Source organism: Pseudomonas sp. B21-056, assembly GCF_026016325.1.
Taxonomy (GTDB): Bacteria; Pseudomonadota; Gammaproteobacteria; order Pseudomonadales; family Pseudomonadaceae; genus Aquipseudomonas.
The window spans coordinates 5,219,073-5,238,236 of the sequence record NZ_CP087203.1 but is presented as its reverse complement, the minus strand read 5'-3'; the positions used below and the strand labels follow the sequence as shown (position 1 = coordinate 5,238,236).

At 63.3% G+C, this 19,164-nt stretch carries 15 protein-coding genes; 10 read left to right on the top strand and 5 right to left on the bottom strand.

Annotation, left to right across the window (positions count from 1 at the left end):
* The first annotated feature begins 4 nt into the window (after positions 1-4).
* The 9 genes from murD to lpxC all read left to right on the top strand — a co-directional run bounded on the left by murD (position 5) and on the right by lpxC (position 10,502).
* Positions 5-1,351 (top strand): UDP-N-acetylmuramoyl-L-alanine--D-glutamate ligase, encoded by a 1,347-nt coding sequence (murD, locus tag LOY67_RS22700; RefSeq protein WP_265064539.1) that lies wholly within the window; start codon positions 5-7, stop codon positions 1,349-1,351.
* Positions 1,348-2,565: a putative lipid II flippase FtsW gene (ftsW, locus tag LOY67_RS22695; protein ID WP_413776151.1), complete on the top strand. Its 1,218-nt coding sequence runs from the start codon at positions 1,348-1,350 to the stop codon at positions 2,563-2,565. The genes murD and ftsW overlap by 4 nt, the downstream gene beginning before the upstream one ends.
* On the top strand, positions 2,555-3,625 hold the full coding sequence (murG, locus tag LOY67_RS22690) for an undecaprenyldiphospho-muramoylpentapeptide beta-N-acetylglucosaminyltransferase (protein ID WP_265064538.1): 1,071 nt from the start codon (positions 2,555-2,557) through the stop codon (positions 3,623-3,625). The genes ftsW and murG overlap by 11 nt, the downstream gene beginning before the upstream one ends.
* Positions 3,618-5,078, top strand: coding sequence for a UDP-N-acetylmuramate--L-alanine ligase (murC, locus tag LOY67_RS22685; protein ID WP_139644912.1), 1,461 nt, complete (start codon positions 3,618-3,620; stop codon positions 5,076-5,078). The genes murG and murC overlap by 8 nt, the downstream gene beginning before the upstream one ends.
* Positions 5,075-6,040: a D-alanine--D-alanine ligase gene (locus LOY67_RS22680; RefSeq protein ID WP_265064537.1), complete on the top strand. Its 966-nt coding sequence runs from the start codon at positions 5,075-5,077 to the stop codon at positions 6,038-6,040. Before murC ends, LOY67_RS22680 begins: the two co-directional genes overlap by 4 nt.
* Positions 6,041-6,043: 3 nt before the next feature.
* Positions 6,044-6,910, top strand: coding sequence for a cell division protein FtsQ/DivIB (locus LOY67_RS22675; protein ID WP_265064536.1), 867 nt, complete (start codon positions 6,044-6,046; stop codon positions 6,908-6,910).
* 14 nt (positions 6,911-6,924) lie between these two features.
* The gene (gene ftsA, locus LOY67_RS22670; RefSeq protein ID WP_003205342.1) at positions 6,925-8,184 is read left to right on the top strand and encodes a cell division protein FtsA; all 1,260 of its coding nucleotides are present in this window, start codon (positions 6,925-6,927) and stop codon (positions 8,182-8,184) included.
* 100 nt (positions 8,185-8,284) lie between these two features.
* The gene (gene ftsZ / locus LOY67_RS22665) at positions 8,285-9,478 is read left to right on the top strand and encodes a cell division protein FtsZ (RefSeq protein ID WP_047701346.1); all 1,194 of its coding nucleotides are present in this window, start codon (positions 8,285-8,287) and stop codon (positions 9,476-9,478) included.
* Between the two features lie 112 nt (positions 9,479-9,590).
* On the top strand, positions 9,591-10,502 hold the full coding sequence (gene lpxC / locus LOY67_RS22660) for a UDP-3-O-acyl-N-acetylglucosamine deacetylase (RefSeq protein ID WP_010452622.1): 912 nt from the start codon (positions 9,591-9,593) through the stop codon (positions 10,500-10,502).
* Between the two features lie 252 nt (positions 10,503-10,754).
* Here lpxC and LOY67_RS22655 read toward each other — a convergent pair whose 3' ends face one another.
* The 5 genes from LOY67_RS22655 to LOY67_RS22635 all read right to left on the bottom strand — a co-directional run bounded on the left by LOY67_RS22655 (position 10,755) and on the right by LOY67_RS22635 (position 18,690).
* Positions 10,755-12,248: a sensor domain-containing diguanylate cyclase gene (locus tag LOY67_RS22655; protein ID WP_265064535.1), complete on the bottom strand. Its 1,494-nt coding sequence runs from the start codon at positions 12,246-12,248 to the stop codon at positions 10,755-10,757.
* 136 nt (positions 12,249-12,384) lie between these two features.
* A complete protein-coding gene (locus LOY67_RS22650; RefSeq protein WP_265064534.1) occupies positions 12,385-13,746 on the bottom strand; it encodes a heavy metal sensor histidine kinase in 1,362 nt (453 codons plus the stop codon).
* Complete coding sequence (locus tag LOY67_RS22645; protein WP_265064533.1) at positions 13,739-14,413, bottom strand: heavy metal response regulator transcription factor; 675 nt, start codon at positions 14,411-14,413, stop codon at positions 13,739-13,741. Before LOY67_RS22645 ends, LOY67_RS22650 begins: the two co-directional genes overlap by 8 nt.
* A gap of 9 nt (positions 14,414-14,422) precedes the next feature.
* A complete protein-coding gene (locus LOY67_RS22640) occupies positions 14,423-17,536 on the bottom strand; it encodes a multidrug efflux RND transporter permease subunit (RefSeq protein WP_265064532.1) in 3,114 nt (1,037 codons plus the stop codon).
* The gene (locus LOY67_RS22635; RefSeq protein WP_265064531.1) at positions 17,533-18,690 is read right to left on the bottom strand and encodes an efflux RND transporter periplasmic adaptor subunit; all 1,158 of its coding nucleotides are present in this window, start codon (positions 18,688-18,690) and stop codon (positions 17,533-17,535) included. Before LOY67_RS22635 ends, LOY67_RS22640 begins: the two co-directional genes overlap by 4 nt.
* A 243-nt stretch (positions 18,691-18,933) precedes the next feature.
* Between LOY67_RS22635 and LOY67_RS22630 the strand changes: the two genes are divergently transcribed.
* Positions 18,934-19,164, top strand: a complete 231-nt coding sequence (locus LOY67_RS22630; RefSeq protein WP_265064530.1) for a hypothetical protein — start codon at positions 18,934-18,936, stop codon at positions 19,162-19,164.

Genomic DNA, 19,164 nt, shown 5'->3' with positions numbered 1-19,164 from the left:
ACGAGTGTCCCTGATCGCTTCTGACCACTTCCGCATCGTTGTCGGCCTCGGCAAGAGCGGCATGTCCCTGGTTCGCTTCCTGGCGAACCGGGGCGTGTCGTTTGCCGTGGCCGATACGCGGGAGAATCCGCCTGAGCTGGCCACGCTACGGCGTGACTACCCCCAGGTGGACGTGCGTTGTGGCGAGCTGGACGTCGAGTTCCTGTGCCGCGCCGACGAGCTCTACGTGAGCCCCGGCCTGGCCCTGGCGACCCCGGCCCTGCAGGCTGCGGCTGCCCGTGGGGTGAAATTGTCCGGTGATATCGAGCTGTTCGCGCGTAATGCGAAGGCGCCGATCATTGCCATCAGCGGCTCCAACGCGAAAAGCACCGTCACCACCCTGGTGGGCGAAATGGCCGCGGCGGCCGGCAAGCGGGTCGCCGTCGGTGGCAACCTGGGGACCCCGGCGCTGGACCTGCTCAGCGACGACGTCGAGCTGTACGTGATGGAGTTGTCGAGCTTCCAGCTTGAGACCACCGATCACCTCGGCGCCGAAGTGGCGACCGTGCTCAACATCAGCGAAGACCACATGGACCGCTACAGCGGCCTGCCGGCTTATCACCTGGCCAAGCACCGGATCTTCCGGGGTGCCCGGCAAGTGGTGTTCAACCGCCAGGATGCCCTGACCCGTCCGCTGCTGGGCGAGGGCATGCCGTGCTGGTCCTTCGGTTTGGGCGTACCGGACTTCAAGGGCTTTGGATTGCGTGAAGAGAACGGCGAGAAATACCTGGCCTTCGAATTCCAGAACCTGATGCCGGTGCGTGAGCTGAAAATCCGTGGAGCCCACAACCAGGCCAACGCACTGGCAGCCCTGGCCCTGGGCAATGCGGTCGGCCTGCCGTTCGACGCCATGCTCTCGGCGCTGCGTACCTTCGCCGGTCTCGAGCACCGCTGCCAGTGGGTTCGCGATCTGGATGGCGTGGCCTGGTACAACGATTCCAAGGCCACCAATGTGGGAGCCGCGCTGGCCGCCATCGAGGGCCTGGGCGCAGACATCGAGGGCAAGCTCGTGCTGATCGCCGGCGGCGACGGCAAGGGTGCCGACTTCAAGGACCTGCGCGATCCGGTGACGGCCAACTGCCGCGCCGTGGTGCTGATGGGCCGTGACCGCGAGTTGATCGCCGAGGCCATCGGCGACGGCGTACCACTGGTTCGCGTCGGTTCGCTGGACGAAGCCGTTCAGCAGTGCCGCGCCCTCGCTCAACCGGGCGATGCGGTCCTGCTGTCGCCGGCCTGCGCCAGTTTCGACATGTTCAAGAACTACGAAGAGCGCGGGCAGTTGTTCGCCCGGGCGGCGGAGGACTTGGCATGAGCCTGAGAAACGTCATCAAGCCGTACCCGTCGCCGCTGATTACCGGGCGTGGCATCGACCTGGATTTCCCGATGCTCGCCGGTTGCCTGGCATTGCTGGGCCTGGGCCTGGTGATGATCACTTCCGCGTCGTCGGAAGTGGCGGCCGTGCAGTCCGGCAACACCCTGTACCACATGATCCGCCACCTGATTTACCTGGTGATCGGCCTGGGCGCCTGTGTGGTCACCATGATGGTGCCGATCGCCACCTGGCAGCGCCTGGGCTGGATGATGCTGCTCGGCGCCTTCGGCCTGCTGGTGATGGTGCTGGTGCCGGGCATTGGCCGCGAGGTCAACGGCTCGATGCGCTGGATCGGTTTCAGTTTCTTCAACGTACAGCCTTCGGAAATCGCCAAGGTCTTTGTGGTGCTCTTCCTCGCCGGTTACCTGGTGCGTCGCCAGAAGGAAGTGCGCGAGAGCTGGATGGGCTTCTTCAAGCCGTTCATCGTGCTGCTGCCCATGGCCGGCCTGCTGCTGATGGAGCCCGACTTCGGCGCCACGGTGGTGATGATGGGCGCTGCGGCGGCGATGCTGTTCCTGGGCGGCGTCGGCCTGTTCCGCTTCATTCTGATGGTGGCGTTGGCGGTGGCTGCCGTGACGGTGCTGGTGCAGGCGCAACCGTATCGGATGGCGCGGCTGATCACCTTTACCGACCCGTGGGCCGATCAGTTCGGTTCCGGTTATCAATTGACCCAGGCGCTGATCGCCTTCGGGCGTGGCGAATGGTTGGGCGTGGGCCTGGGCAACAGCGTGCAGAAACAGTTCTACCTGCCGGAAGCCCACACCGACTTCGTGTTCTCGGTGTTGGCCGAAGAGCTGGGCGTGGTGGGGTCGCTGTGCACCGTGGCGCTGTTCGTGTTCGTCTGCGTGCGCGGCATGTACATCGGCTTGTGGGCCGAGAAGGCCAAGCAGTTCTTCGCCGCTTACGTGGCCTATGGTCTGTCGTTCCTGTGGATTGGTCAGTTCCTGATCAACATCGGTGTGAACGTCGGCCTGCTGCCGACCAAGGGCCTGACGCTGCCGTTCCTCAGTTACGGGGGCAGTTCCCTGGTGATCTGCTGCGCCTGCCTCGGCCTGTTGTTGCGCATCGAATGGGAGAGCCGGACCCACCTGGGCAGCGAAGAGATGGAATTCCAGGAGAGCGACTTCGCCGAGGAGCCGACTCATGGGCGCTAACGTGCTGATCATGGCCGGTGGCACCGGCGGGCATGTGTTCCCGGCGCTGGCCTGCGCCCGGGAATTCCAGGCACGGGGCTATACCGTGCACTGGTTGGGCACGCCACGGGGTATCGAGAACGAACTGGTACCCGGCGCGGGTCTGGAGCTGCATCGGATCAATGCCAGCGGCCTGCGGGGCAAGGGCAAGCTGTCGTTGCTCAAGGCACCGCTGATGCTGCTCAAGTCGGTCTGGCAGGCGCGGGCGATCATCCGTCGGTTGCGGCCGGTCTGTGTGGTCGGGTTCGGTGGTTATGTGACCGGTCCTGGCGGTGTCGCGGCCAAACTGGCCGGCGTGCCGGTGATCGTTCACGAGCAGAACGCCGTGGCCGGTACCGCCAATCGGTTACTGGTGCCGTTGGCCGCTCGGGTCTGTGAAGCCTTTCCCGACACCTTTACCCTGTCGGGCAGCCGCCGCACCACTGGTAACCCGGTGCGTACCGAGCTGTTTCTCGAGACACCGCGCCCGGCCCTGGCCGGACGCAAAGCGCGTTTGCTGGTCCTGGGTGGAAGCCTGGGAGCAGAGCCGTTGAACAAATTGCTGCCCGAAGCCTTGTCGCAGGTCGCTGCCGAACTGCGGCCGGAAGTCTTTCACCAGGCCGGCAAGAACCACGATGGAGTGACCGCCGAGCGCTACGGCGCCGTAGGCGTCGAGGCGCAAGTGCAGCCTTTCATCAAAGACATGGCCCAAGCCTATGGCTGGGCCGACCTGGTGATCTGTCGCGCAGGCGCGTTGACCATCAGTGAACTGGCTGCTGCCGGTCTGCCCTCGATGCTGGTGCCTTTGCCCCACGCCATCGACGATCACCAGACCCGCAATGCCGATTATTTGGCCCGCGAAGGCGCTGCCTTCCTGCTGCCGCAAAGAACGACTGGCGCCGCGGATCTTGCCGCCCGCCTGACAGAGGTCCTGATGCAACCGCAACGACTTGAAGACATGGCCCGCGCCGCGCGCCGCCTGGCCAAACCCGATGCCACGGCCCAAGTGGTCGATACCTGCCTGGAGGTGGCCCATGGTTGAGAATCGAAAAGCCATGCCACAGCCGGAAATGCGCCGCATCCGCCGCATCCACTTCGTCGGTATCGGCGGCGTGGGCATGTGCGGGATCGCCGAAGTGCTGCTGAACCTGGGCTATCAGGTTTCCGGTTCCGACCTGAAGGCTTCGCCGGTCACCGAGCGCCTGGAATCCTTTGGCGCCCAGATCTTTATCGGCCACCGTGCGGAGAACGCCGCCAATGCCGACGTGCTGGTGGTATCCAGCGCTGTGAACACCTCCAATCCGGAAGTCGCGACCGCCCTGGAGCGGCGCATTCCGGTGGTGCCGCGTGCCGAGATGCTGGCCGAGCTGATGCGCTATCGCCACGGCATTGCCGTCGCCGGTACCCACGGCAAGACCACCACCACCAGCCTGATCGCCTCGGTGTTCGCCGCCGGCGGCCTGGACCCGACCTTCGTGATCGGCGGTCGCCTGAATGCCGCGGGCACCAATGCCCAGCTGGGCACCAGCCGCTACCTGATCGCCGAAGCCGACGAGAGCGATGCGAGCTTCCTGCACCTGCAACCGCTGGTGGCCGTGGTCACCAACATCGATGCCGATCACATGGCGACCTACGGCGGCGACTTCAACAAGTTGAAGAAAACCTTCGTCGAATTCCTGCACAACCTGCCGTTCTACGGTTTGGCGGTGGTGTGCATGGATGATCCGGTGGTGCGTGAAATCCTGCCGCTGATCAAGCGCCCGACCGTGACCTACGGTTTCGGCGAAGAAGCCGACGTGCGTGCCATCAATGTGCGCCAGCAGGGCATGCAGACGTTCTTCACCGTGCTGCGTCCCGACCGCGAGCCACTGGATGTTTCGGTGAACATGCCGGGCAACCACAACGTGCTCAACGCCCTGGCCACCATTTGCATCGCCACCGACGAAGGCGTCAGCGATGAAGCCATCGTCCAGGGACTGTCGGGCTTCCAGGGCGTGGGCCGACGCTTCCAGGTCTATGGCGAGCTGCCGGTGGACGGCGGCAACGTGATGCTGGTGGACGATTACGGTCACCACCCGACCGAAGTCGCGGCGGTGATCAAGGCCGTGCGCGGTGGCTGGCCGGAGCGCCGCCTGGTGATGGTCTACCAGCCACACCGCTACAGCCGTACCCGCGACCTGTACGACGATTTCGTCCAGGTGCTGACCGACGCTAATGTGCTGCTTTTGATGGAAGTCTATCCGGCCGGTGAAGAGCCGATCCCGGGGGCCGATAGCCGTCAGCTGTGCCACAGCATCCGCCAGCGCGGTCAACTGGACCCGATCTACATCGAGCGCGGCGTGGACCTCGCGCCGTTGGTCAAGCCGCTGCTGCGCGCCGGCGACATCCTGTTGTGCCAAGGGGCCGGCGATATCGGTGGCCTGGCGCCGAAACTGTTGAAAAGTCCGTTGTTCGCCGGCGCCACCGTGGCCTCCAGCGAGGGGAAACTGAAATGACTGCTGCCTACGCCAACCTGGTTTCGACCCTTGAGCCGAAAGCCTTCGGCCGCGTTGCCGTGCTGTTCGGCGGCAAGAGCGCCGAGCGCGAGGTCTCCCTCAAGTCCGGCAAGGCCGTGCTCGAAGCCCTGCAAAGCGCCGGCGTCGACGCATTCGGCATCGACGTGGGCGATGACTTCCTGCAGCGCCTGCTGAGCGAAAAGATCGACCGTGCGTTCATCATCCTCCACGGTCGCGGCGGCGAAGACGGCAGCATGCAAGGCCTGCTCGAATGCCTGGGCATTCCCTACACCGGCAGCGGCATCCTGGCGTCGGCCCTGGCGATGGACAAGCTGCGCACCAAGCAGGTCTGGCACAGCCTCGGCATTCCGACGCCGCGTCATGCCGTGCTGGCTTGCGAGGCCGATTGTATTTCGGCGGCCACGGAACTGGGCTTCCCTTTGATCGTCAAACCGGCCCATGAAGGTTCAAGTATCGGCATGGCGAAAGTGAATTCGCTGCCTGAGTTGACCGCGGCATGGAAAGACGCCAGTTCCTACGATTCGCAAGTGTTGGTTGAGCAGTGGATCACCGGTCCCGAGTTCACCATCGCCACCCTGCGCGACCAGGTGTTGCCGCCGATCGCGCTGGGCACCCCCCACACGTTCTACGACTACGACGCCAAGTACGTGGCCAATGACACCCAGTACCGCATTCCCTGCGGGCTGGACAGCACCAAGGAAAAAGAATTGATGGACCTCACGGCCAAGGCCTGTGAGGCGCTGGGTATTGCCGGTTGGGGAAGGGCGGACGTGATGCAGGACGCCGACGGGCAGTTCTGGTTCCTGGAAGTCAACACCGCGCCCGGCATGACCGATCACAGCCTGGTACCGATGGCGGCCCGTGCCGCCGGTCTGGATTTCCAGCAACTGGTGCTGTCGATCCTGGCGGCCAGTGTCGGCCCGCAAGAGCCAAGAGGTTAAGCCATGCAAGGCGCATCGCTTCGTCATCAGCCATCCGCACCCGGTCGCAAGCCGGTGCCGCGGGGTGCCAGCCGAATGGTGGCCAAAGAGCCGATGTCGGCGCGCCTGCCGAAAGCCAACTTTGGTTTTCTCAAGAGCCTGTTCTGGCCGGTGCTGCTGGTGGCGTTGGGGTTCGGTACGTATGAAGGCGCCCAACGGTTGCTGCCTTACGCCGATCGACCGATTGCCCGGATCAACGTCCAGGGCGACCTGAGCTACATCAGCCAGCAGGCGGTGCAACAGCGGATCGCTCCTTACGTGGCGTCGAGCTTCTTCACCGTCGACCTGGCAGGCATGCGCACGGAGCTGGAGCAGATGCCCTGGATCGCCCACGCCGAAGTCCGGCGTGTGTGGCCCGACCAGGTGTCGATCCGCCTGGAAGAACAACTGCCGGTGGCCCGTTGGGGCGATGAGTCGCTGTTGAACAACCAGGGCCAGGCGTTCACGCCACGGGAACTGGCCAACTATGAACATTTGCCACAACTGTTCGGTCCACAGCGGGCCCAGCAGCAAGTGATGCAGCAGTACCAGGTGTTGAGCCAGATGTTGCGGCCGTTGGGCTTCTCCATCGCGCGCCTGGAATTGCGTGAGCGCGGCAGCTGGTTCCTGACCACTGGCGCGGGCAGCTCGGGGCCGGGCATCGAGCTGCTGCTCGGTCGCGGCAACCTGGTGGAAAAGATGCGCCGTTTCATCGCCATCTATGACAAGACGCTCAAAGAACAGATTACGAACATTGCGCGCATCGATCTGCGCTACGCCAACGGCCTTGCTGTTGGCTGGCGGGAACCGGTAGCGCCGACGACGGCCGTACCCGCCGTCGCGAAGAATTAAGAAGAGGCAGGACCATGGCAAACGTGCAAAGCGGAAAAATGATCGTCGGTCTGGATATCGGCACTTCCAAGGTGGTAGCGCTGGTAGGTGAAGTCGCGGACGACGGCACGCTGGTCATCGTCGGGATCGGTACCCATCCGTCCCGTGGCTTGAAAAAAGGCGTGGTGGTGAACATCGAGTCCACCGTGCAATCGATCCAGCGCGCCATCGAAGAGGCGCAGCTGATGGCCGGTTGCCGGATCCACTCGGCGTTCGTCGGCGTGGCGGGCAATCACATCCGCAGCCTGAACTCCCACGGCATCGTCGCGATCCGTGATCGCGAAGTCAGCTCCGCCGACCTCGAGCGCGTGCTCGACGCGGCCCAGGCCGTGGCGATCCCGGCCGACCAGCGGGTGCTGCACACCCTGCCGCAGGATTACGTGATCGATAACCAGGAAGGCGTGCGTGAGCCCCTGGGCATGTCCGGCGTACGTCTGGAGGCCAAGGTCCACGTGGTCACCTGTGCGGTGAATGCTGCGCAGAACATCGAAAAATGCGTGCGCCGCTGCGGCCTGGAAATCGACGACATCATTCTCGAGCAACTGGCTTCGGCCTACTCGGTGCTGACCGACGACGAAAAAGAACTGGGCGTATGCCTGGTGGACATCGGCGGCGGCACCACCGACATCGCGATCTTCACCGAAGGCGCCATTCGCCACACCGCGGTGATTCCGATTGCCGGTGACCAGGTGACCAACGACATCGCCATGGCGTTGCGCACCCCGACCCAGTACGCCGAGGAAATCAAGATCCGCTACGCCTGCGCCCTGGCGAAACTGGCCGGTGCCGGTGAAACCATCAAGGTACCGAGCGTCGGCGACCGTCCACCGCGCGAATTGTCCCGCCAGGCCCTGGCCGAGGTGGTCGAGCCGCGCTACGACGAGCTGTTCACGCTGATCCAGGCCGAACTGCGCCGCAGCGGTTACGAAGACCTGATCCCGGCCGGCATCGTGCTGACCGGCGGTACGTCGAAGATGGAAGGCGCAGTCGAGCTGGCCGAGGAAATCTTCCACATGCCGGTACGCCTGGGCGTGCCCCATGGCGTCAAGGGCCTGGATGACGTGGTGCGCAACCCGATTTATTCCACCGGCGTGGGCCTGTTGATGTACGGCCTGCAGAAGCAGTCCGACGGGATCTCGTTCTCGGGGATCGGCAGCCGTGACAGCTACAGCAGCGACGAGCCGAAGGCTCCGCTGTTCGAGCGGCTCCAGGCTTGGGTCAAAGGTAATTTCTGATACAGGTTCAAAGCTTCGGCGGCAGGTTTCAGGCCTGGCGCTGGAAGGCGGCAACAAACGCAGTAGGCGAAAAAAACTAGAGAATGTAAGGAGAGGGAAAATGTTCGAACTCGTAGACAACATCCCCGCCAGCCCGGTTATCAAGGTAATCGGTGTCGGCGGTGGCGGCGGCAACGCTGTCAACCACATGGTCAAGAGCAACATCGAAGGCGTCGAGTTCATCTGCGCCAACACCGATGCTCAAGCGCTGAAGAACATTGGCGCGCGGACCATCCTGCAACTGGGTACCGGCGTGACCAAGGGCCTGGGTGCCGGTGCGAATCCCGAGGTTGGCCGTCAGGCGGCCCTGGAAGACCGCGAGCGCATCGCTGAAGTCCTGGCCGGCACCAACATGGTGTTCATCACCACGGGCATGGGCGGCGGTACCGGTACCGGTGCGGCGCCGATCATTGCCGAAGTGGCCAAGGAAATGGGCATCCTCACCGTTGCGGTGGTGACCCGTCCGTTCCCGTTCGAAGGCCGCAAGCGCATGCAGATTGCCGATGAAGGCATCCGCGCGCTGAGCGACAGCGTCGACTCGTTGATCACCATCCCCAACGAGAAGCTGCTGACCATCCTCGGTAAAGACGCCAGCCTGCTGTCGGCTTTCGCCAAGGCCGATGACGTACTGGCCGGTGCCGTTCGCGGTATCTCCGACATCATCAAGCGTCCGGGCATGATCAACGTCGACTTCGCCGACGTACGCACCGTGATGTCCGAAATGGGCATGGCGATGATGGGCACTGGCTGCGCCAGCGGTCCGAACCGCGCTCGCGAGGCCACCGAAGCGGCCATCCGCAACCCGTTGCTCGAAGATGTGAACCTGCAGGGCGCCCGCGGCATCCTGGTGAACATCACCGCCGGTCCAGACCTGTCCCTGGGCGAGTACTCCGACGTGGGTAGCATCATCGAGGCGTTCGCTTCCGACCACGCGATGGTCAAGGTCGGCACCGTGATCGATCCGGACATGCGTGACGAGCTGCACGTGACCGTGGTTGCCACCGGCCTGGGCGCGAAAATCGAGAAGCCGATGAAGGTGATCGACAACACCGTTCAGACCACTATGGCCTCCCAGCCTCAGCAACAAGCCCCCGTTCGTCAGGAACAGCCTGCGGTGAACTACCGCGACCTGGACCGTCCGACCGTCATGCGCAACCAGGCCCAGGCCGGTGCTGCGACTGCCGCGAAGATGAATCCACAAGACGATCTGGATTACCTGGACATCCCGGCCTTCCTGCGTCGTCAGGCCGATTGATGAAATGTATCAGGGGTATTCGGGTGATTGGTGTTCAGCAAAGGTCTGGTCTGCTATCATCGCCAGCCTTTGTTGATACCAGTTCGCAATTTGCGCTGAAGCGGCCCATGCCATGATTAAACAACGCACCCTGAAGAATATTATCCGTGCCACAGGTGTCGGCCTGCACTCCGGCGAGAAGGTCTACCTGACCCTCAAGCCCGCGCCTGTCGACACCGGCATTGTGTTTTGTCGTGCCGACCTCGACCCTGTGGTGCAGATTCCTGCTCGCGCGGAAAATGTTGGTGAAACCACCATGTCGACCACACTGGTCAACGGTGACACCAAAGTGGACACGGTGGAGCATTTGCTCTCGGCCATGGCTGGCCTGGGCATCGATAACGCCTACGTCGAGCTCTCCGCGTCCGAAGTCCCGATCATGGATGGCAGCGCCGGACCCTTCGTATTCCTGATTCAATCGGCTGGCCTGGAAGAGCAGGACGCGGCCAAGAAGTTCATCCGCATCCTGCGGGAAGTGACAGTGGAAGACGGCGACAAGCGCGCCACTTTCGTCCCTTTCGATGGCTTCAAGGTGAGCTTCGAGATCGATTTCGATCACCCGGTTTTCCGTGACCGCACCCAGAGTGCAAGCGTGGATTTTTCCAGCACTTCGTTTGTAAAAGAAGTCAGCCGCGCCCGTACCTTTGGTTTCATGAGTGACATCGAGTACCTGCGCAAGCACAACCTCGCACTCGGCGGCAGTGTTGAAAACGCGATCGTGGTCGATTCCGATGGCGTGTTGAACGAAGACGGTCTTCGCTATGAAGACGAATTCGTCAAACACAAGATCCTCGATGCAATCGGCGACCTCTACCTGCTGGGCAATAGCCTGATTGGTGAGTTCAAGGGCTTCAAGTCCGGCCACGCACTGAACAACCAGCTGCTGCGCAAGTTGATTGAGCAGAAAGATGCCTGGGAAGTCGTGACGTTCGAAGACGCCAGTACCGCACCGATCTCTTACATGCGCCCTGTTGCGGCCGTGTAAGCAAAAAACCTCTCTAGTTTTTTAAGGGCTGCCTTCGGGTGGCCTTTTTTTATGGCTGTCAGAGAAGTATTTGTGGCGAGGGATTTATCTGTGGTGGGGGATTTATCTGTGGCGAGGGGATTTATCCCCGCTGGGCTGCGTAGCAGCCCTATCACTATGGACTCAATCCGTCTGACCCACCGAGTTGCCTGGTTTTGGGGCTGCTCCGCAGCCCAGCGGGGATAAATCCCCTCGCCACAGGGGGCCGGGGTATTACATCGCACAGACCACGCAATTGCGTCCGCTGGCCTTGGCCTGGTATAGCGCCTTGTCGGCGGCGAACAGGAGCTGTTCGAAGTCGCCATACGGTCCCTGGGACCAGGTCGCGATGCCGATGCTGACGGTCATGGGCGCGTCGCCCGGCTGGACGGGCAGTTGTTCCACCGCTACGCGAATGCTTTGAGCCATGGCAAAGGCCCCGGCGGTATTGGTTTCCGGCAGTACCACCGAAAACTCTTCGCCACCGTAGCGCGCGGCCAGGTCGGCTGGGCGACGGACACGTTCACCGATCAGTCGTGCCAGGGCTCGCAGGGCCTCGTCACCCTGTTGATGGCCATGGCGATCATTGAATGCCTTGAAGTGGTCGGCATCGACCATCAGCACCGACAGCGGTTGCCCCGAGCGTAGGGCCCGTAGCCATTCCCTTTGCAGCGTCTCGTCCAGGGCCCTGCGGTTGGCCAGGCCCGTCAGCGGATCGGTGGCCGCCCGCTGGGCCAGTTCCCGTTCAGCACGATGACGACGCCTCAATTCACGACGCAGCAGCCAGGTGAGCCAGAGCAGGCCGATGCACAGCGCGCCGGTAGCGCCGCTGACGATCAGCGTCGTGCGTTGCCATGACGCGAAGACTTCTTCGTAGGAGAGCGCCACCACGACGATCAACGGCAAGTTGCCGACCTGGGAAAAGGTGTAGAGGCGCTGTTTCTGGTCAAAACCGGAAATGCTGGTGAAACTGCCGTTACCTTCATGCAGGATGCGCACGAAATTCGGCCGGCTGCTGAAGTCCCTGCCGATCATGTCCTCGGCCAGGGGCGGCTCCTGTGCCAGTAGAATTCCGTCACGGCTGATCAGGTTGACCGTCCCGCCATGGCCGATGTTCAGGCTTTTGAACAACTGGCTGAAGTAACTCAAGCGCATCGTGGCTGCGGCCACGCCCAGGAAATCGCCTTGGTTGTTGCTCTGCCGGCGACTGAAACTGATACGCCAGTCTTGCTCGTTGTTTCTGGCACGCAATGGACGACTGATCATCATGTCCGGGGCTGGGTTCTGGACGTGGGAGCGGAAGTACTCCCGATCAGAAAAGTTATCCTGGCGTGGGTCGATCGAGGCAGAGTCAGCGATTACATCACCTTGTTTGTCCAGCAGCAGGATGTCGCCTTTGTAGGGAGCGGCGGTGGCACGGTCGAACAGGGCCAGGTGGCGGATCTCCGGTGAAACGTGTTTCAGGTCTTCGCGGCTGGCCGCGGCGATCAAGCCTTGCACCGACACGTCGTAGAGTTCGACGTTGCGCAGCACGTCGGCATCGATCAACTGCACGATATTGGTGGCCGCACGTGTCGCCGCCTCACGGGCGCTGGCATGTTCGCGAATCAGCAGGAAGGTCACGATGCCCAGGATGGCGATGACAACCAGTGAGCTGGCGAGTACGAGGACCCGCTCCGAACGTATCGAAAGGGGGGTGTTGCCGGGTGTCGCACTGCTGGTGCTCATGGTTCCGATGTCTATAGGGTCGATCCATTTCGAAGGGAGCATAGCTGGCAATTAAGCAGATGCTGGCCTTTTGCAGATTGTGCTTGGATCGGCGAGAGGGGGCAATCGATGTTCGCGCAATAATCGCTGCGAGGGATCAAGCCGGCAAACGGATCCCGAAGGTATTGACGCCCCGGTCACTGCGCACGAATACATCCCCGCCGTGCATCAGTGCGATCGCCTTGACGATGGCCAGCCCCAACCCATGGTTGGCGCCGCTGTTGCTGCGGGAGGCATCGACGCGGTAGAAGCGTTCGAACAGCCGCGATAGGTGTTCATCGGCGATAGGTTCGCCGGGGTTGGTGACCCCCAGGATTATCTGGTCGCCAAGGCTTTCGATGTGCACCTCGATTGTTTGTCCTGGCGCGGTGTGCTGCACGGCGTTGCTCAGCAGGTTGATCAGTGCCCGGCGCAGATGAGCGATCTCGATGCTGGCCTGGGCGTCGCCACTGACCCGGACCTGGACCTGGGCGTCTTCGAGGATGAAGTCCAGGTAGTCGAGGGTGGTTGCCACTTCGTCGGCCAACGACGTGGTGGTCAGCTTGGTGGCCTTGCTGCCCTGGTCGGCGCTGGCGAGGAACAGCATGTCGTTGATGATCGAGCGCAGCCGCTCCAGTTCCTCGAGGTTCGATTGCAGCACTTCGAAGTAATGTTCGGCCGAGCGGCCGCGAGTCAGCGCCACCTGGGTCTGGCCGATCAGGTTGGTCAGGGGCGAGCGCAGTTCATGGGCGACATCGGCGTTGAACGATTCCAGGCGCGAGTAGGCCTGTTCGACCCGGTCGAGGGTGGCGTTGAAGGAGCTGACGAACTGGCTGAGTTCCGGTGGCAACGGCGATAACTGCAGTCGCCCGGACAGGCGCGGAGGGGCCAGGCGCCGGGCCTCATCGGACAGCTTGATCAGCGGCTTGAGGCCGATCCGCGCCACCCAGTAGCCGAGCAAGGACGCCAGCAGCACCCCGACAATCGCCAGGCTCACCAAGGCCACCAGCAGTTGGTGTTGGGTCTGGTAGAACGTCTCGGTGTCGATGCCGATCATGAAGCGCAGCGGCGGCCGCTGATCCTTGGCCGGGAACTGGCTCACCAGCACTTTCATCGGGTAGTGGCGGTTGGGCAATTGCAGGTCGCGTTTACCCAGCGGCCCTTCGGTGAAAGCCCGGATCTGTGGGTCGGGGTCGCCATATTCGAAGTGTGGATCACCGCTGACGATCCAGAAGTGGATGCGCTTGTCTTCCTCGCCCAGCAATCGCAACTTGTTGTGGATCTTCACCCAGTGCTCGGGCGTGCCGTAACGGCCGACCGTGGATTCGAGCACGCTGTAGCGGGCATCGAGTTCGGCTTCGGGCAACAGGCCCAGGCCCTTTTCGACCTGCTGGTACAGGGCGCCGCCAATCAACAGGAACACCAGCGCGGCGACCAGTGTGAACAGGCCGCTGAGGCGTAGCGCGATGCTGTTACTCATTGCGATTTTCCAGCACATAACCCATTCCGCGGATGGTGTGCAGCAACTTCCGCTCGAATGGCCCGTCGAGCTTGGCCCGCAGGCGTTTGATCGCCACCTCCACGACATTGGCGTCGCTGTCGAAATTGATGTCCCAGACCATTTCGGCGATGGCGGTCTTGGAGAGGATTTCACCCTGGCGCCGGGCCAGGACACTGAGCAGCGAGAACTCCTTGGCCGTCAGGTCCAGACGTTGGCCGGCGCGGCTGGCCTTGCGGCTGATCAGGTCGATCCACAGGTCGGCGATGCTTACCTGCACCGGCTCATGGCCGCCGCTGCGGCGGGTCAGGGCTTGCAGGCGGGCCACCAGTTCCAGGAAGGAGAACGGCTTGCCCAGGTAATCGTCGGCGCCGTCGCGCAGGCCCTTGATGCGGTCTTCGACCCGCTCCCGGGCGGTGAGCATGATCACCGGCGTCTGCTTGCGGGCGCGCAAGGCCCGCAGCACGCCGAAACCATCCAGGCCCGGCAGCATCACGTCGAGCACGATCACTGCATATTCGCTTTCTAGGGCCAGGTGCAGCCCTTCGACGCCGTCGGGGGCCACGTCCACGATGTAGCCCTGTTCCGTCAGGCCGCGATGCAGGTAGTCCGCGGTTTTTTCTTCGTCTTCGATGATCAGAACGCGCATGGCCCCGCCTCAGTCTGTGGTCGCCAGCGCCGTGGCTGGCGCAGGCCCGGAATGCTGGGTGGGCCGATGGAACAACCGCTCGAGCCACAAGTATATGACCGGTGTGGTGAACAGCGTCAGCGCCTGGCTCACCAGCAGGCCACCCACCACCGCGATGCCCAGGGGCTGGCGCAACTCCGCGCCGGGGCCATGGCCGAGCATCAGCGGCAGGGCGCCGAGCAGGGCGGCCAGGGTGGTCATGATGATCGGACGGAACCGGGTCATGCCCGCCTGGAAAATCGCCTCCTGCGGGGTCAACCCGCCCTTGCGCTGCGCGTCGAGGGCGAAATCGATCATCAGGATGCCGTTCTTCTTGACGATCCCGATCAGCAGCACCAGCCCGATCAGCGCCATGATCGAAAAATCCTGGCCCAGCAACCAGAGCATGATCAGGGCGCCGAGGCCGGCCGAGGGCAGGGTGGAGATGATGGTCAGCGGATGCACGAAGCTCTCGTAGAGCACGCCGAGGATGATGTACACCGCCACCAGCGCGGCGAGGATCAGCCACGGCTGGCTGGCCAGGGAACTCTGGAACGCCTGTGCCGCGCCCTGGAAGTTGCCGCTGATGGCGGCCGGCATGCCGATCTCGTTCTTCGCCTGGTCGAGCATGCGCACCGCGTCTCCCAGCGCTACGCCAGGCGCCAGGTTGAACGACAGGTTGGCGGCCGGGAACATACCGTCGTGGGCAATGGACAGCGGGCCGTTGGTGGGCGGATCGACGCGGGCCAGGGCCGAGAGCGGCACCATCTCCCCGCTCAGGGGCGAGCGCAGGTAGAAGTAGGCCAGGCTTTCGGCCTTGCCCCGTTGCCGGGTGTCGAGCTCCAGGATCACGTTGTACTGGTTGGTTTCGGTCTGGAATTCATTGATCTGCCGCTGGCCGAACGCGTCGTACAAAGCCTGGTCGACATCGCTCGCGGTCAGGCCGAAGCGTGCCGCCGCGCTGCGGTCGATGTTGATGTGGGTAACGCTGCCGCCCAGTTGCAGATCGTTGGAGATGTCACGGAACGCCGGGTTGCTGCGCAGCTTGTCGGTGAGTTTCTGCGTCCAGGTGTTGAGGGTCGGCCCGTCGTTGCTCTTGAGGACGTACTGATACTGGGCGCGACTGGGACCGGAGCTGAGGTTGATGTCCTGTCCGGCCCTCAGGTACAGCACCACGCCGGGGATTTTCTGCAACTTGGGGCGGATCCGGTCGATGAAGCCGCTGGCCGAGACGTCACGCTTGCCCTGGGGCTTGAGGGCAATCCAGAAGCGGCCGTTGGCGATGGTCTGGTTGCTGCCCGAGACGCCGACGGAATGGGAGAATGTCTGCACCGCCGGGTCGGCGGCGACGATGTCGGCTAGGGCCTTGTGCTTGGCCACCATGTCCGGGAACGAGACGTCGGCGGCCGCTTCGCTGGTGCCCAGCACCAGGCCGGTGTCCTGCACCGGGAAGAAACCCTTGGGGATGAACACATAGCCTGTCACCGCCAGTGCCAGGGTCAGGCCGAACACGCCGATCATCAGCTTTTGATGGGCCAGTGCCTTGCGCAGGCCTTTTTCATAGCCGCCCAGCAGCCGTTCGCCAAAGCCCGGACCACGGTGAGCGTGATGCACCGGGGCACGCATGAACAGCGCCGCCAGGGTTGGCGCCAGGGTCAGGGACACCACCACCGAAATCAGGATGGTCGAGGTGGCGGTCAGGGCAAACTCCTTGAACAGCCGCCCGACCACGCCGCCCATGAACAGCAACGGAATGAACGCGGCCACCAGGGAGAAGCTGATGGACACCACGGTGAAGCCGATTTCGCCGGCACCCTTGATCGCCGCCTCGCGCATGCCGTCGCCGGCCTCGAGGTGTCGGTGGATGTTCTCCACCACCACGATCGCGTCGTCCACCACGAAGCCCACCGAGATGACGATGGCCACCAGGGTCAGGTTGTTCAGGCTGAAGCCCATCACGTACATCAGGGCGAAGCTTGCGGTCAGGGACACCCCCAGCACCGCCGAGACGATCAGCGTCGCCGAGAGCTGGCGCAGGAACAGCGCCATGACCGCCACTACCAGCAGCACGGCGATCAGCAGGGTGATCTCCACTTCATGCAGCGAGGCGCGGATGGTCTGGGTGCGGTCGATCAGCACCTTGACCTGCACCGCGGCGGGCAGCATGGCTTCCAGGGTGGGCAGGGCCGCCTGGATGCGGTCGACGGTTTCGACGATGTTCGCCCCCGGTTGCCGGAAGATCACCAGGTTGAGCCCCGGCTCGCTGTCGGACCAGGCCTGGACGTAGGCGTTTTCCGAGCCATTGATCACCTTGGCAATGTCCTTGAGATGTACCGGTGCCCCATCCTTGTAGGACACGATCAGGTCCCCGTATTCCTCGGGCTGGAACAATTGATCGTTGGTGGACAATGTCGAGATGCTCGAGTCGCCGTACAGCGCGCCCTTGGCCAGGTTGAGGCTGGCCTGCTGGAGTGTCGTGCGGATGTCGGCCAGGGTCAGGCCGATGGCGGCGAGACGGTCGGCGGAGGCCTGGACCCGGATCGCCGGGCGTTGCTGACCGGTGATGTTGACTTGTCCTACGCCGTCGATCTGGCTGATCTGACGGGCAAGCAGCGTTTCGACGTAGTCGCTCAGTTCGGTGCCGGGCATCAGGCTGGAACTGATACTGAGGATCAGCACCGGGCTGTCGGCGGGGTTGACCTTGCGCCAGGTGGGCAGGTTCGGCATGTCGCTGGGCAGTTTGCCGGCGGCGGTGTTGATGGCCGCCTGGACTTCCTGGGCGGCGGTGTCGATGCTCTTGTCGAGGCTGAATTGCAGGGTCAGGTTGGTTGAGCCCAAGGCGCTGCTGGAGGTCATCTGGGTGATGCCGGGGATCGCGCTGAATTGCACTTCCAGCGGCGTCGCCACCGAGGAAGCCATGGTTTCGGGGCTGGCGCCGGGCAGTTGGGCCGCGACCTGGATCGTCGGGAATTCCGCTTCCGGCAAGGGTGCGACGGGCAGGCGAGGGAAGGCGATGCTCCCCAGCAGGATCAGGGCGAACGTCAGCAGCACCGTGGCGACGGGGTGGTCGATGCACCACGCCGAAATCGAGCCGCGGCCCTTCATGGCTGCGGCTCCGTGGCCTTGGCGAGGGCCGGCGGGGCACTGAGCACCTGGACGCTGGCCCCTGGCCTTAGGCGTGACTGGCCATCGCTCACCAATTGATCACCGGCGCTCACCCCTTTGATGATGTTCATGCCGCTGTCCTGGTAAACCATTTCCACCGGCACGCTCTCGACCTTGTCGCCCTTGAGCCGGTATACGAAGTGCTGGTCCAGCCCGCGCTGGACCACGGTCGGCGGCACCACCAGAGCACCCTTGTCGACAGCGGTCTGGATTTTCAGCGTGACCAGTTGCCCGGGCCACAACCGTTGCCCGGCGTTGCTGAACTCAGCCTTGGCCCGCAGGGTGCCGGTGTTGGCGTTGATCTGGTTGTCGATGAGGCTCAGCCGACCCTCGCCAAGCATTTCCCCCGCCGTGCCATCGGCGCCGATATAGGCCTTGACCAACGCCTGCTCGGGCGCGGCGATCAGCCGTTGCAAGGTGGGCAGCATCTGTTGGGGCAGGGAAAACTCCACTGCAATCGGGTCGATCTGGGTCACGCTGAACAGGCCTGCGGTGTCGCTGGTGCGCAGGAAGTTGCCTTCGTCCACGTTGCGGATGCCGACGCGACCAGTCACCGGGGAGCGGATCTGGGTGTAGGACAACTGCACCTGGGCGGCATCGATGGCCGCCTGGTTGCCCTGGGCGGTGGCCTTGAGCTGATTGACCAGGGCCTGCTGCTGGTCGTAGGTCTGCTTCGAGACGCCATCGTCGACGCTCAGCAATTTGTAGCGCTTGAGATTGACCTGGGCCACCGCCAGTTGCGCCTGGCTTTCGCCAAGCTGGGCGCGGGCCTGGTCGAGGCCGGCGCGAATGGAGCGGTCGTCGATGGTCGCCAGCAGGTCACCTTTGCTGACCAGTTGGCCTTCCTTGACCAGCAATCGGGTGAGGATGCCGTCGATCTGCGGGCGGATCACCACGCTGTGCAGTGACAACACTGTGCCGATGCCGCTGGCGAAGCGCGGCACATCCTTCTGCTCCACGCTGACCACCTGTACCGGAACGGCGGCCGGGGCACTGGGCCTGGCGGTGATGGGCTTCACGACGAGCCAGAGGGCGAGGGCCGCGAGGGCGACCAATAGCGCGACGAGCAGGACGGTTTTTTTCTGGATGTGCATGGATGTGGGAAGCCGGTCCGGGACGAAGGGGGTTTCATGTTTCTTATATAGCGTTGCGAGACGGTCAGGAAGGTGACGGCTAACTGACAGGCTTGTCAGTTTTGTCCTGGGTTCCTGTCGGACAGATTGAATCTGCCCGATACGTTGCGGCAACGAGCGGATATACTCGCCCCACACCGCGTGGCGAAGGAGCTTGCTCCCTCACCACGGATTGATGTCCTACCTTGAGTGAACGGCATTTACATGACTTCCCCGAACGGCGAACAGGCCGACCTGCCTGACGGCGATGTTTCCAGCCCCGAGAGCGGCAAAGCGGCGATCCCGGCCTTCAAGTTTCCCTTCAAGCCCGGTGAGCTGGCCTCGGCCAAAGGCGCGGGGCAACTGCCTTGGTACAAGAACGGCGTAAAGGATGGTCACGCCAAGTCCCCGGGTGCCGCACCGCCCGGCACGCGTCGTTCGATGGGCAAGCGCTGA